The 13,492-nt window shown below is 73.7% G+C and carries 13 protein-coding genes; 10 read left to right on the top strand and 3 right to left on the bottom strand.

Annotated features, from left to right (window positions below; genetic code table 11):
• Positions 1-386: 386 nt before the first annotated feature.
• Entirely contained in the window at positions 387-1,397 is a 1,011-nt protein-coding gene (locus KUM44_RS21785; protein WP_254389854.1) for a LuxR family transcriptional regulator, read from the bottom strand.
• 277 nt (positions 1,398-1,674) lie between these two features.
• Between KUM44_RS21785 and KUM44_RS21780 the strand changes: the two genes are divergently transcribed.
• The gene (locus tag KUM44_RS21780; RefSeq protein ID WP_217210045.1) at positions 1,675-1,944 is read left to right on the top strand and encodes a helix-turn-helix transcriptional regulator; all 270 of its coding nucleotides are present in this window, start codon (positions 1,675-1,677) and stop codon (positions 1,942-1,944) included.
• 87 nt (positions 1,945-2,031) lie between these two features.
• Here the strand turns inward: KUM44_RS21780 and KUM44_RS21775 are convergent, their stop codons facing one another.
• Both KUM44_RS21775 and KUM44_RS21770 read right to left on the bottom strand, forming a co-directional pair.
• A complete protein-coding gene (locus tag KUM44_RS21775; RefSeq protein ID WP_308402687.1) occupies positions 2,032-2,670 on the bottom strand; it encodes a hypothetical protein in 639 nt (212 codons plus the stop codon).
• Between the two features lie 36 nt (positions 2,671-2,706).
• Positions 2,707-4,476: an ABC transporter ATP-binding protein gene (locus KUM44_RS21770; protein WP_217210043.1), complete on the bottom strand. Its 1,770-nt coding sequence runs from the start codon at positions 4,474-4,476 to the stop codon at positions 2,707-2,709.
• 249 nt (positions 4,477-4,725) lie between these two features.
• Here KUM44_RS21770 and lxmA point away from each other — a divergent pair, with 249 nt between their 5' ends.
• From lxmA to lxmJ, 9 genes are all read left to right on the top strand, one after another.
• Positions 4,726-4,944, top strand: coding sequence for a lexapeptide family class V lantibiotic (gene lxmA, locus KUM44_RS21765; protein ID WP_217210041.1), 219 nt, complete (start codon positions 4,726-4,728; stop codon positions 4,942-4,944).
• A gap of 129 nt (positions 4,945-5,073) precedes the next feature.
• Positions 5,074-5,682 (top strand): flavoprotein, encoded by a 609-nt coding sequence (gene lxmD / locus KUM44_RS21760; RefSeq protein ID WP_217210034.1) that lies wholly within the window; start codon positions 5,074-5,076, stop codon positions 5,680-5,682.
• Positions 5,679-6,620 carry a hypothetical protein gene (locus tag KUM44_RS21755; RefSeq protein ID WP_217210032.1) on the top strand — a complete coding sequence of 314 codons (942 nt, stop codon included), beginning with the start codon at positions 5,679-5,681 and terminating at the stop codon, positions 6,618-6,620. The genes lxmD and KUM44_RS21755 overlap by 4 nt, the downstream gene beginning before the upstream one ends.
• Complete coding sequence (gene lxmK / locus KUM44_RS21750; protein ID WP_217210030.1) at positions 6,617-7,834, top strand: class V lanthionine synthetase subunit LxmK; 1,218 nt, start codon at positions 6,617-6,619, stop codon at positions 7,832-7,834. Before KUM44_RS21755 ends, lxmK begins: the two co-directional genes overlap by 4 nt.
• Positions 7,831-8,892 (top strand): T3SS effector HopA1 family protein, encoded by a 1,062-nt coding sequence (locus tag KUM44_RS21745; protein WP_217210027.1) that lies wholly within the window; start codon positions 7,831-7,833, stop codon positions 8,890-8,892. Before lxmK ends, KUM44_RS21745 begins: the two co-directional genes overlap by 4 nt.
• Positions 8,889-9,698, top strand: coding sequence for a bifunctional 2-polyprenyl-6-hydroxyphenol methylase/3-demethylubiquinol 3-O-methyltransferase UbiG (locus KUM44_RS21740; protein WP_217210025.1), 810 nt, complete (start codon positions 8,889-8,891; stop codon positions 9,696-9,698). Before KUM44_RS21745 ends, KUM44_RS21740 begins: the two co-directional genes overlap by 4 nt.
• Complete coding sequence (locus KUM44_RS21735) at positions 9,695-11,083, top strand: insulinase family protein (RefSeq protein WP_217210022.1); 1,389 nt, start codon at positions 9,695-9,697, stop codon at positions 11,081-11,083. Before KUM44_RS21740 ends, KUM44_RS21735 begins: the two co-directional genes overlap by 4 nt.
• Positions 11,080-12,369 carry a pitrilysin family protein gene (locus KUM44_RS21730; RefSeq protein WP_217210020.1) on the top strand — a complete coding sequence of 430 codons (1,290 nt, stop codon included), beginning with the start codon at positions 11,080-11,082 and terminating at the stop codon, positions 12,367-12,369. Before KUM44_RS21735 ends, KUM44_RS21730 begins: the two co-directional genes overlap by 4 nt.
• Positions 12,366-13,331: a F420-dependent peptide dehydroalanine reductase LxmJ gene (gene lxmJ, locus KUM44_RS21725; RefSeq protein ID WP_217210018.1), complete on the top strand. Its 966-nt coding sequence runs from the start codon at positions 12,366-12,368 to the stop codon at positions 13,329-13,331. The genes KUM44_RS21730 and lxmJ overlap by 4 nt, the downstream gene beginning before the upstream one ends.
• Positions 13,332-13,492 lie beyond the last annotated feature (161 nt).

Genomic DNA, 13,492 nt, shown 5'->3' with positions numbered 1-13,492 from the left:
GGCGGATGGGCTGAGTGGGCCTGGGTGGGCGTAGCGCCTTGCGGGTGGGTGGGGGTTGGGGATGGCAATGGCTTGTCCTCGAACGCCGGATGGGTTGAGTGGGTCTGGGTGGGCGTAGCGCCCTGTGGGTGGGTGGGGGTTGGGGATGGCAATGGCTTGTCCTCAAAGGGCGGATGGACTGAAGATGTCCGGGCCGGCGCCGAGAGGGGCCGCCTCTGACCGTTAGGCCACGCGCCCTGCCGGGTGGGCGGGGGTCGGGACGGCAATGGCTCGTCTTCTGGCGCCGGACGGGCTGTGAGGGGCTGGGCCGGTGGCGATGGCTCGTTCTCTGACGACGGGCGGGCTGAAATGCGTTGGGCGGGCCGGAGGTTGCTGGGTTGTGCTGGTCAGATCCAGCCTCGTTCGCGGGCCAGTAGGGCAGCGTGGGGGCGGTTGCTGGCGTTGAGGTGGCGGAGGACGTCGGCTACGTGGCGGCGGTAGGTGCGTAGGGAGATGCCTAGTTGGCGGGCACCGATCTCGTCCTTTGTCACTCGGCACATGGATTTGAGGACCTCCAGCTCCATGGGGGAGAGGGCGATCGCGTCCGGGGCCGGGTCGTCCAGGAGGTGGGAGAGGTCTGTGGCCTGGCTCCAGATCTTGTCGAAGAGGGACAGGATGCTGGCCACCAGGCCCGACTCCTGGGCGACGAGCGCGCCGCGTGAGGTGTCCGCGGGGTCCGCGGGGACCAGGGCGGTGTGGCGGTCGTAGACGAGGATGCGTTCGGCGATGTCGGAGGCGGCCCGGATGCTGGCGCCCTGGGCGGAGAGTTCGCGCAGGTAGGACGCCGTCGGTGGGTCGTCGAGGGCTTCCTTCAGTACGACGCTGCGGATGCGCACGCCGCGGCGCAGACAGCGCTTGTCGAGCGGGCGTGCGTGCTCGATGTTCTCCGGGGTGAGCGCCTTGTAGGGCTCGACGGACAGGATCTCCTCGCGGGCGAAGAACGCGAGGTCGTCGATGCGGTTGCGGATCTGCGCGAGGTTGGTCATGCGTTCCACGCCGCCGCCGGACGGCGTGTGGGCGCCCTGTTCGGCCCGGAGTTCCGCGACCAGGTGACGAGGCCTGGTCACCTGCTGCAACTCATGGTGCAGCTCGCTCAGTCTTCGGTCGGTGAGCAGGCCGACCGCGATCTCCGGGTCCGTGGCCGTCAAGCTGCCGGCCGGGGCGTTCCCGTGGTCCGCGCGGCGGAGCAGACCCAGTTCGGTGAGCCGTTCCAGGGCGGCGCGGACGTCGTCCTGCGGTGTGTGGAGGAGCAGATGGATGTCCTCCGTCGGTGTGTCCGGATTCCTCAGGAAGTGCCGGTAGACGCGTTCCTCCATCGCGGAGATACCCAACAGGCCCATGCCGCCCGCACTGTTCATCCTTCCCCCGTGTTCCCCGTTACGACCACGGTGGCGGGCATCACCGCGTATGGCTGGTCAGGCCGCGACGATGCGGAATCCACCTTTTTGATTCGGACACAGGGTAACGCGTTGGTCAAGGAAGTGGTCGGTGCTCGGCGGCGGGCCGTCGGCAGGATGGTGCCGTCCCCGTGCAGCAAGCTGCTGCGGACGGGCCCCGCCGGGCGCGCCGGCGCTTGGCAGTCTGGAATCCGTCGGACACGAACCGACACAACCGAACGCCGACTGGGGGAAACACATGACTGTTGTCGTACGGGAGGGCGCGCTGGACTTCTCCGCGCTGACCGACCGCGAGCGGGAGGTCCTGCTCCTGCTCGCCACCGGGGAGCCGAACCGCTGGCTGGCCCGCCGTCTGGGCATCGCGGAGCGCACGGTACGGGCCCACACCACAAGCATCGTGCGCAAGCTCGACCTCAAGTCGCGGTTCGAGGCGGCGATCGTCTCCCACCTGTACGCCGACGACATCGCGGCTCACATCAGGAGGGAATCGGTCGCCCGCAGCGCCTGACCGCGACCGTGCGTTGATGGTCGTACGGGGACGACCAGGGCCCCTCCGGCAGAGACCGGAGGGGCCCTCGGTCGTTCCCGCGTGCGGTCAGCCCGGGAGCATCTCGCTCGCCGCTTCCACCGCGAGCATCCACATGGGCTGGGCGCCCGTGCCGAAGGCGGCGGCGAGGGCGTGGCCGATGGCCGTGTCCAGGGCCTCCGGCTCGGCGTCCTCGCGCCATTCGGCGATGACGCGTCCGTCGCCGTCGGAGGAGAAGTCGCCGATGTGCTCCTCGTCCCGCAGCAGGCGGCTGCCGGGGATGGAGTCGGGCACCAGGCGCCAGGTGTGGTCCGCGTGGCGGACGTCGACGCGGTAGGAGCGGCGGGTCAGCCGGCCCTTGGCGGGGTCGAGGACCGCCTCCTCGCCGTCCACGGTCAGCGTGAGCAGGCTCGCGTCCCGGGTGCCGATCGGGATGTGGTCGTCGGCCTCCGTCCCCTCCGCGCGGAGCAGTTCGATCCGGGGGACCGACTCGCCCTCGACGGTGACCTCGCCCGCCTTCATGTCGAGCCGGACCGTTATCGTGCCGAACCGCTCCTCCTCTACGACGGTCTCGACGACGGGCTTCTCCTCGTACTCGTCGTCCTCGTACTCGTCGTGGTCGTCGTACTCGTCGTACGCGTCGGCGTCGTGCGCGTCCTTCGCGTCGGTGGCCGCGGAGGCGGGTGCGGGTGCCGGGTCCTTCGGCATGGGATCTTCCTTTGCTTCTCTTTTTCTGACGGGTGGTCAGGTCGTCGTCGTGGTCAGCTGGGTGGCCGCGAGGTCCCGGTACAGCTCGTCCCTTCCCAGGAGTTCCCCGTGCCGACCATGGTCCCGTACCCGGCCGCCGGCCAGCAGCACCATGTGGTCGGCGGAGGTCACCGTGGAGAGCCGGTGGGCGATCAGGACGACCGTGCAGTGCTCGGCGGCGCGCTCCACGGTGTGCCGCAGCGCGGTCTCGCTCAGCCCGTCGAGGTGGGCCGTCGCCTCGTCGAGCAGCAGTACCTGGGGCCGGCGCAGCAGGGCGCGGGCGATGGCCAGACGCTGGCGTTCGCCGCCGGACAGGGCGAGGCCGCGGGCGCCGACGTGGGTGTCGAGGCCTTCCGGGAGCCGGGCGACGAGCGAGTCGAGCAGGGTGTCCCGCAGGACCCGGCCGACCTCCTCCTCGGTGGCGTCGGGGGCGGCGTACAGCAGGTTCTCGCGGAGGGTGCCCGCCAGCATGGGGGTGTCCTGCTCCACGTACGCGATACGGCGGCGCACCTCGGCGCGGCTGAGGGTGGCGATGTCGGTGCCGTCGAGCAGGATGCGGCCGTGGTCCACGTCGTAGAAGCGCTGGAGCAGTGAGAAGACGGTGGTCTTGCCGCTGCCGGACGGGCCGACGAGCGCGGTGACGGCACCCGCCGGGGCGGTGAGGCTGACGTTGTCGAGGGTGGTGGCGCGTCCCTGGTAGGCGAACGTGACGTTCTCCAGGGTGACGCGGGGCGCCGGGCCGGTCGGGCGGGCGGGGGTTTCGTCCACGTCCGTCTCGATCTCCATGCGCTCCACCTCCTCGATCCGGGCGAGCGCGCCCAGGCCCTGCTGGAGGGAGGCCGTGCCGCCGACCAGGGAGAGCACCGGGCCGCCGAGGTTGAACAGGTAGAGCAGGAAGGCGATCAGCGCGGCCAGGTCCAGCGCGCCGGTCGCGACCAGGGCGCCGCCGAAGCCGATGACCGCCAGGAACGAGGCCTGCACCACCAGCGCGGAGAGCACCGCGATCGTGGCCTGGTAGCGGGCGCCGGCCAGACCCGCCCGGTAGGCGTCCTCGGCGGCGGCCACGGCCCGCGAAGTCTCCGTCGCCTCACCGCCGTTGGCCTTGACCGTGCGGGCGGCACCGAGCGAGCGGTCGAGTGCGGCGCCGATCTCGCCGACCGACGTCTGCGCGCGCGTGGTCACCCGGCGGATCCGCGGCATCACCACGCCCATGGCGACACCGACCACCAGCAGGACGCCGGAGGTGATGCCGAGCAGCGGCAGACTGGTCATGCCCATCAGGACGATGGTGGCGAGCAGATGGATGCCTCCGTCGAGCAGCTGGATGAGACCGCTGGTCGCCGCGTGCTGCACGAGCGTGCTGTCCGAGGTCACCCTGGTCGTCAGCCCGCCGGGCTCGGTCTGGTCCAACTCGCTGGTGCGCAGCCGGATCAGACGGTGGATCAGTCCCTTGCGAACCTGGAGGACGACCTTCTCGGCCGTGCGCTCGCTCACCAGGGCCTGGCTCCAGGTGAGGGCGATCGACACGGCCAGCAGGCCCAGCATGAGCAGGATCTCGTCGCCGAGGCCCTGTCCGGTCATGAGCGCCGTGAGCGCCGACTCGACGACCATCGGCTGGGCCAGCCCCGCCGCGCTGCCCGCGAGGGTCAGCGCCAGGACCAGCACGAGGACGCGCCGGTGCGGGCGCGCGTGGGCGAGCAGGGCCCGCAGCGGCGGCCGGGGCGCGGGCCGCGGGGCCTGGTTGGTTGATGAGTCAGGTGAGTTCACCCTGATCTTTTTACGCGAGCGTGCGGGGGCCGCGGTATTGGCGGTTGCGGCAATGCCGTTTTCGGCCATGCCGGGCCGGGCCATGCCGGGAGAGGTATTGCCTACGGCGGTCATGCCGCAACTGACAATAGCGGGCGGTCTTTTCGGCGGGCCATATTTCTCCTGTCCGCAGCGAACAGCGGCGGGCAGACAGCGGTCGAAACCAAACGGCCGTAATTCACTTCGGTTATTCACCAGAGGGAGAGACTCATGCAGTCCACGCAGAACGAGATGGACCTGTTCGAGGGCTACACCGCCTACACCTCCGCCGAGGAGCTGGGCCTGTACGACGGCAAGGACGCCGCGCCCGCGTTCAGCCCGACCATCCCGTGGGCGATCCGCGCGACCATCATCACGGCCCGCTCCTCGCAGCAGTGCGCCGCGGCCATCGGCTCGCTGACCGCCAAGACCATCGAGAACAAGTGCTGATCGGACACCCCGAGCAGTGACCCGCGGGGAGGGGCCGGCGCCGGCCGCCGGCCCGGTCCCTCCCCGGGCAACACACCACTTTCCGAGCACTTTACGAGCACTTTCCGAGCTTTTCCCAGGAGGACGGCCATGGAGGTCCCGGACCCCACCGGTATCGCGGATCCCGGATTCCGCCGAGTGCTCCTCGTGGGCACCGGAGCGCTCAGTGTGGCATTCCTGCCCTTCTGGACCAACTGGCTGAACAACACCTTTCCGGAGATGGAGAAGAGGGTCGTGCTGACCCGTTCCGCCCGCCGGTTCGTCTCGGCGGACGCGATATCCACACTCTGTGGAAACAAGGTGATCACCGACGACTGGAACGACGCGGAACCCGGCACCGCACCGCATGTGGAACTGGCCGCATGGCCCGATCTCGTCCTCGTCCACCCGGCGACGATGCACTTCCTGAGCCGCTACGCCCTCGGGCTCGCCGACACCCCGCTGCTGTGCGCCCTCCAGTCCACCGCAGCCCTGGTCGGCGTGGCCCCCTCGCTGCCGCCCCGCGCCCAGCTGAGCCCGGTCGTGCAGGCGCACCTCGACACCCTGCGGTCCCGCCCCGGTGTCGTCGTCGCGCCGACCGTGCCCGCGGTCAGCGCGAGCACCGGGGAACGGGAGGACGGCGGCGCGGTCCCGCTCTCGGAGCTGATGGGGCTGTGCGTGGGCGCGTACGCGAGGACGCAGCGGGGGGAGGAGGAGTGACGGCGGCCATCGGACGGCCGGTCACCCCTGCGCCGGCTCCCGCACAGCCGGTCGCCGAGTACGGGACCGGTCTCCAGGTCACCCGCGTCACGCGTACCGCCGACGGGCGTTACGAGTGGTGGCACGGGCCGGGCTCGGACCGTGCCGAACCACTGACCGCGCCCTTCGTGTCGTACGTGCCCCGGGGTGCCTGTCTCGCCACCGCGCGCCCCGCGGGCGACGGTCTCGCCCATCTCGCGGACGGGCCGTACTCGGCCGCCGCCTGGCTGCGTGACGCGCGGCCGCGGGCACGGCTGCTGGTCGCGCACGCGCTGGCCGCGGCGGGCGCCGCGCTGCGTGAGCTGCACGCGACGGACGCGCCCACGGCCGACGTTCCGCCCGCGCTCGCGCGACTGCGGTCCTTCGTCGAGGGCCAGGGCCGCCCGGACGCGCCCGAGCCCGCCGTCCGCCGACTGCGTGAGCACGTCGTACGCGCCTGGGGGCCCGCCCGGCTGGAACGGCTGCGCGCCTGGTGCGCCGAGCTGACCGCCCCCGGCGAGACGGTCCTCGTCCACGGCTTCGCCTCCCTCGGCGCGCTGGTCCCGCCCCTGCACCGGGGTCCGGTGGCGCTGCTGACCGGGGAGGACCTGGGGGCCGGCCCGCCCGAGCTGGACCTGGGCTGGCTGCTGGGCGACCTGGCCGAACTGGCCTGGGCGGTACCGGTGTTCGGCGACGGCGGCTCAGGTCCCGATCTGCCCGGCGTGCTGCTCGACGCGTACGGGCCCGGCGTGGACCGGGAGAGGGCGGCCCGGGCCGCCGTGCTGCGGATCGCCCTGCACATGCGGGACTTCGCCGCGTACTGCGGCTGGAGCGACGAACTCACCGACTACACCGCCTTCATCGCTGACCTGATCGACGAGGAGGGCCGCCGCGCGGTCCCCGGGGGAGCCACACCATGACCACCACTGCCGAGCCGGTGACGACCGAACGGCCGCCCACGCGGCAGCGCTACCGGCCCACCGAGCTGGAGACCGTGCCCGCCGTGAACGCGCTGCTGGAGCGGCTCGGTCTCGGCCGCCTCGACGCGGCGGCGGTCACCGCGTTCGGCGGCCGCAACGACAACTGGGCCGGTCCGACCACGACCGGCGAGCAGGTCTTCGTCAAGACGGTCGCCCTCACGCCGGACGGCGACTGCCCCGAACTCCAACGCGCCCTCAGCTTCGAGGAGTTGGCGGAGCTGCGGCTGCCGCCGGGTTCGCCGCTGCGTTCGCCGGCGCTGCTCGGCGCGGACCGCGCGGCCGGGGTGACCGTGCACCGTCTGGTGCCGGGCGCCCGCTCCGGGGCCGAGCTGGCGCTGGACGGCGACTTCGACGACGAGCTGTGCCGCGCGGCCGGGCGGGCCGTCGGCGCCCTGCACGGTCTCGGCCCCGCCGAGGACGTGGACACCGGCGCGGCCCCGCTGCCGCCGCTGGCCTGGCTGAAGGCCCTGCCCTGGAGCGCCGTCCAGGAGCGCAGCATGGCGCAGATCGCCGCCTGGCAGCTGGTCCAGGACGACACCGAGGTCGTCGCGGCGCTGCACCGGCTGCGGGACCTGGAGAAGACCGTGCCGCACGCGCCGACCCACTGCGACCTGCGGTTCGACCAGTTCATCCGGGCGGAGGACGGGGCCGGGGACCTGTATCTGTGCGACTGGGAGGAGTTCCGGCTCGCCGACCCCGCGCGGGACGTGGGCGCGTTCGCCGGGGAGTGGCTCTTCCACGCCACGTACTCCGTGTTCGCGCCGACGGGCGAGGGCACGCCCCAACGAGAGGGCGACACCGCCGGGTTCGGGCTGTCGCACCAGGAGATCGTGGCGCGCGGCTCGGCCAGTCTGCGCCGCCATCTGCCCCGGATCAGTGCCTTCTGGCAGGGCTACCTGGAGTCGCGTACGCCCGACGCCGGGCTGCCCGAACGGGCCGCCGCCTACGCCGGGTGGCACATGTTCGACCGACTGATCGCCACGGCCGAGTCCCACGCCACGCTCAACCCGGTCGCCCGCGCGGCGGCCGGCATCGGCCGCACGGTCCTCCTCGGCCCGGCCGCCGCGGCACGCACTCTCGGCCTGACGCTCGCGGGCGACACACACGCCTCGGACGACACCTCGACCGCCCGGAACGGGAGCACCCCCCGATGACCCTCGCCGTCCCCCCGCCCCACCCCCTCCTGGACTCCCCGGTACCGGACGCGTCCCCCGGCGTCCGGTACCGGGGCCTCGCACCCCGGTTGGCCGCCGCCCTCGGTGCCGTCGCCGTCGCACCCGGCGCCCGTGAGGCCACCGTCGCCGGGCGCACGGTGACCGCCGACAGCCCGCGCGACCTGCGCGGCAGGCTCACCAACGCGCTGTACGAGGAACTCCACGCGGGCCGCCACCAGGGCGGCGCCCTGCCCGACGGCCCGCCGCCCCGGCGCACCCTGCGCGACCCGGCCCTGGAGGAGCGGCTCGCAGCCGCAGTGCCGCACCGGACCACGCCCACCCGGGGCCGCCTCGTCGAGGTGCTGTCGCGGCCGGACGGCGACCAGCTCGTCGTACGCCTCGCGGAGGTCACCACGCGTGTACCGGCCGACCGGCTGCTCGCCCCGACCACGCCGCCCGCGCCCGGCGAGTACGTCGAACTCGCGCTGGAGGCCGCACGGCCCGCACTGTCCCCCGGGTTCTTCTACGTCATGGGCTCCCGCCCGCTGCCCCGCCCCGCGGGCGCCGTACGCCGGCTCTTCCTGCACGCGCGGGACGCGGACGCGGCCGTCGTGCTGTGGGGCGCGGCGCTCGACGCGCTGGAGGCGGCGGGCGCCCGGTACCACGCGAAGGTGCTCTCCGACCCGCAGGACTTCCCGCGCCGCGACGCCGTCGTGGTGTACCTGCACGGCGACCACCGCCCCGGCGAGCACGCGGTCGCGGCCGCCGTGGCCCCGCACGCCGGCACCCTGACCGGCCCCGCCACCTCGGTGTTCACCGAGGACCTGGCGCCCGGGGTCGCCGCCGCCTGGGACCCCGAGGATCCGCGCCCCGGCCAGAACGGCATGAGCTTCGGCCAGCACCGCGCCTTCGCCCTCGCCTCCGGACTCATCGCACACGCCCTGGCCGACGGCCCGCGTACCCGCGCGGAGTTCGTCGTGCAGGCCTTCCACGAGGCCGGAATCGACCCGCTGCACCCCCAGAACAACCTCGACACCCGCCCGGGAGACACACGATGACCACGACGACCACCGAGGCCCCGGCCGACACCCCGGCGGACGCCGTGTCCGGCGGGCTCGGCACCGCCCTGACCACCGCCTACAGCGACGCCCTCGCCGAGGTGTACGACGAGATCTACCCCTCCACCCCGGACCTGGAGGACATCGCGGACTTCCTCCTGACCCTCACCGCACCGGGTGCGAGCGTGCTCGAACTCGGCGTCGGTACCGGCCGGGTGGCGCTGCCGCTCGCCGACAAGGGCTTCCGGGTACACGGCGTCGACTCCTCCGAGGGCATGCTCGCCCGGCTCGCCGAGAAGGACCCCGACGCCCGGATCACCCCCGTGCACGCCGACTTCGCCGCCCTCGACCTGGGCCGTACCTTCGACGTCGTCCTCGCGCCCTTCAACTCCCTGTGCTGCGCGGTCACCCCGGACGAGCAGATCGCCCTCATGCACGCCGTGGCCCGGCACACCGCGCCGGAGGGACACGTCGTGATCGAGACGTTCGACCCCAGCGACTACCACGTACAGAAGAAGAACGAGATCAGCACGTACCCCGTCGCCGGACGGGGCGCCATGATCGAGTCGATCGGGGTGCTGCCCGCCTCGCAGAACATGATGGTGCACAACACCCTCTTCCTCGACGGCGAGCCGCCCAAGTCCGCGACCACGGTGATGCGTTACCTGTGGCCGAGCGAGCTGGACCTGCTCGCCGGGATCGCCCGCCTGGAACTGTCCGCCCGCTACTCCGGCTGGCGCGAGCAGCCCTTCGACGGGGGCGACAGCCGCAAGATGTGCGTCTCCGTCTACCGGCCGCTGCCGTGAGCCTCCGGCTGGAGAGCGGTCTGCGGCTGGTCACCGAGGAGGCACCCGGACGCGGGCTCGTGGCCGTGGCGCTGACCGTCGCCGCGGGCGGCGACGACGATCCGGCCGGCGGGCACGGCATGGCGCATCTCGTGGAGCACCTGATGTTCCCGCGTGACCAGTCGTACGGGTCCGGGGCCGGGTCCGGGGACGACGACTCCTTCGTCGCCCTCGTCCAGGAGGTCGGCGGCATGTGCAACGCCGAGACCCACCGTGACCACACCGTCTTCCACACCGTGGTGCCCGCCGACGCGCTGCCCGATGTCCTCGCCCACGAGGCCCGCCGGCTGCTCCGCTTCGAGCCGTCGACCGAGACCGTGCGCTCCGAGGTGACCGTCATCGGCGAGGAGATCCGTGCCGCCGGGGCCGGCAGCCGCCTGTGGGACACCGTGCTCACCGCACTCCACCCCGGCGCTCGGGACGCCTACGGCACGACGGCGGAACTGCGCGACGCCACGGCCGGGGAGGCGGAGACGTTCTTCCGACGCCACTACCGGCCCGAGCGGGCCGTGCTGTCCGTGGTGGGGGATGTGGACGCCGGGCTGGTCGGGGAGCTGGTGGAGCGGGAGTTCGGGACGTGGGGCGAGGCGTGCGGCCGAGGGGCGCGGGATTCCGGGCCGGCCGTTCCGAGCGTACGACGGGAGCACCGGGAGCACCGGGAGCACCGGGAGCACCGGGAGCGGCGGGAACGCGGCGGGGACGAACCCCCGCCCGCCATCCCCTACGGCAGGAACGGCGTCGCCATCGGACACGCCCTCGCCGATCCCCGCCAGGGGCTCGGCCCGTACCTCGCCCAGGTCGTCCTCTGCGAGATCCTGCGCCGCGGTCGGCTGCGCCGACTGGTCGCCGAGCGAGGGGCCGTGGACGCGGCGAGCGTGATGTGCGGCTACCAGGGGCAGTGGCTCGCCTCGGCCGCCCCCGACCTCGCGCTCGTCCTGCTCGGCAGGGCACCCGGCATCGGCACCGAGGAAGCCGTCGGCCGGTGGCTGGACGCCCTCGGCGCGTTGGCGGCCGCCCCGCCGGACGGACCCGAACTCCGGCGGGCGGTGACGGTGTTGCGCGCCGCCTGCTACCGCCAGGCCGACTCGCTCACCGCCCGCGCCGTCACCCACGGCCGCGCCGCGCTGCTCTTCCCGAACGGCAGCGACAGCTACAGCGACTGCGACAGCGCCGGCAAGGGCGACGGCGGAGGGGCGAGCAAGGGCGACGGTGACCGCGAGGGTGCGGGCCCCGACGCCATCCCCCGCCGCCTGGCCGCCGTCACCGCCGCCGACGTGTCGTCCGCCGCCCGCGCCCTGCTCGCCGCACCCCGAACCATCCACACCCTGGAGGGAGTCGCCCCATGACGGTCACCTCGCCGACCCGCCCGGCGCCACGGCGGCCCGCCGCCCGCGACACCTTCCGCACGACCCTGCCGAACGGCCTGGACACCGCCCTCGTGCATGTGCCGGGCGCCCCCCTCGCCGAGCTCCGGCTCGTCCTGCCGTACGCCCGCACCGAGCCCGGCCTCCGCCCCGCGCAGGACCTGCTCGCGGCCCGTCTCGGCACTGCCACGACCGTCCGCGACCGACAGGCCGTGGCCGACCGGGCGGCCGACCTCGGGGCGGAGTTCAGCACCGTGGTGACCGCCGAGCAGCTGGTGCTGTCGGTGAGCGTGCCGGGGGAGGAACTGCCGGGCGCCCTGGAGCTGCTCGCCGACCTGCTGCTACGGCCGTCGTACGGACCGCCCCCGCCCCCCGCTTTGACAGCGACCGCGCCACAGCCGCCCCCCGGCCCCCGCACCCGCCTGCGCCGAGCCCAGCTCCGCCGTGCCTTCGGCGGCCCGCACCCCTTGGTCGACGACGACCCCGGCACCGGAACTGCGGAGGTGGACCTGCTCGCCCTGCACAGCCGGGTGATCGTCCCCCGGGGAGCCGTACTCCTGGTGCTGGGCGGCGAGTCCACGGAGCGCGTACTGGCGCGGGTGCGCGAGGAGTTGGACGCGTGGTCCGGCGGCCCGTCCGGACTGGTCCTGCCGCCCTTCCCGCGCAGTGAGCCCGCGCCGGGACGGCTCGCCCTGCACGACCCGTCCACCGACCAGGCGCTCCTGCTCACCGCCGGCCCGGCCGTCCCCGCCCCCGACCCCGGGCACACCGCGCTGCACCTCGCGCAGGTCGTCCTCGGCGGCCACGCCTCCTCCCGGCTCACCCGGCGGCTGCGCGAGCGGCACGGGCTCGCGTACGCCGTCGACGCCCGGATCCGGCAGAACCGCGCCGGCTGCTGGCTGGAGATCGACTGCGCCGGCGCGCCCGGCACGGGACAGCGGCTCGCCGAGGAGGTCACCGCCTGCCTCGCCGAGCTGGCCGAAGCCGGGCCCACGCCCCGGGAGGCATACCGCGCCCGCCGGTACGCGGCCGGGTTCACCCGTTTCGCCCTCGCCACCCGGGCGGAGGAGGCCAGCGCCCTCGCGGGCTTCGCGGCGGGCGGCCTGGACCTGGACTGGCTGACCCGCTACCCGGACGCGCTGGCCGAGGTGACGGACGCCCACATCGCGCAGGCGTCCGCCCACTTCCTGGCCCCGGCCCGCACGTTCGTGGCCACCCTCGACCACACCGCCGACCCCGCACCGGCGCCCGAAGGACTCACACCGTGACCGCACCCGCACCCCCGGCCGTCCTCTACCCCCTCCAGCCCGACCACCCCGAACTGGTCGCACCCTTCGCGGAGTTGGTGGCGCGCACCGGCGCCCGTCGCCTCTGGCTGTGCCAGTCCTTCCGGGCGGAACCGCACCAGGTGCTGGCCCACCTGGCGGGCATGGGCCACACCGTGCCGGTGGGCACGGCGGTCACCCTGATGCCGCTGCGGCACCCCTACGAGGCCGCGCTCCAGGCGCGTTCCCTCGCGCTGCTCACCGGGCAGCCGGTCGTGGCCGGATACGGCATCGGCACCCCCGAGTTCGCGAGCGGTCTCACCCCCGAGCCGTACCGCAGCCCGCGCACGGCCGTCGGGGAGTACGTCACCTCCGTACGGGCCCTGCTGGCCGGCGAGAGCGTGGCGCACGACGGCCCGTACCACCGGCTCCACGCCACCCTGCCACCGGTCGGCCCGCACGCGCCGGTGGAGGTGGGCGCCGGGGTGCTCAGGCCCGGCATGGCCCGCACGGCGGGGGCGACAGCGGACGTGGCGATCACCTGGATGACCCCGCCGGACTACCTACGCGACACCCTCGCACCCCAACTGTCCACCGGTGCCGCCGAGGCGGGCCGCGCGACCCGCCCCCGCATCGCCACGGCGGTCCACGTTGCCGTGAGCCGCCCCGGCCGCGACCCGCGCCGCCTGGCGGAGGCCGCCGCGGGCACCCACCTGCGCGCCCCGCACTACGCGGACATGCTGCGCCGCGCGGGCGTGGACATCGACGCGCCCGACCCCGCGACCGAACTCCTGCGCGCCGACGTCGTCGTCACCGGCACCCCGCGGGAGATCGCCGACGCCCTCGCCGCCTACCGCGCGGCCGGCGTCGACGAGATCCTCCTCAACCCCACGGCCGTCCTGCTCACCGAGGGCGTCCATGCGGCGGTGAGAGACCTGGAGGAGATCATCGCGGCGACGCGGTAGCCGGGTGGTGGCAGCGGGGGAACGTTCCAGCTTCGCTCGAACGGGTGAACCAGGGACATCTGGCCTGGTCAGCACCGACGCCGTCCCTACCGTGATCGCGTTGCTTGTGCCCCGAGCACACCCAGCCCACACTTGAGGAGGAGGTGCCACCTTGACCGCTC

Source organism: Streptomyces sp. AC550_RSS872 (genome assembly GCF_019049285.1).
Lineage (GTDB): Bacteria > Actinomycetota > Actinomycetes > Streptomycetales > Streptomycetaceae > Streptomyces.
This window is presented reverse-complemented; position numbering and strand designations above follow the sequence as displayed.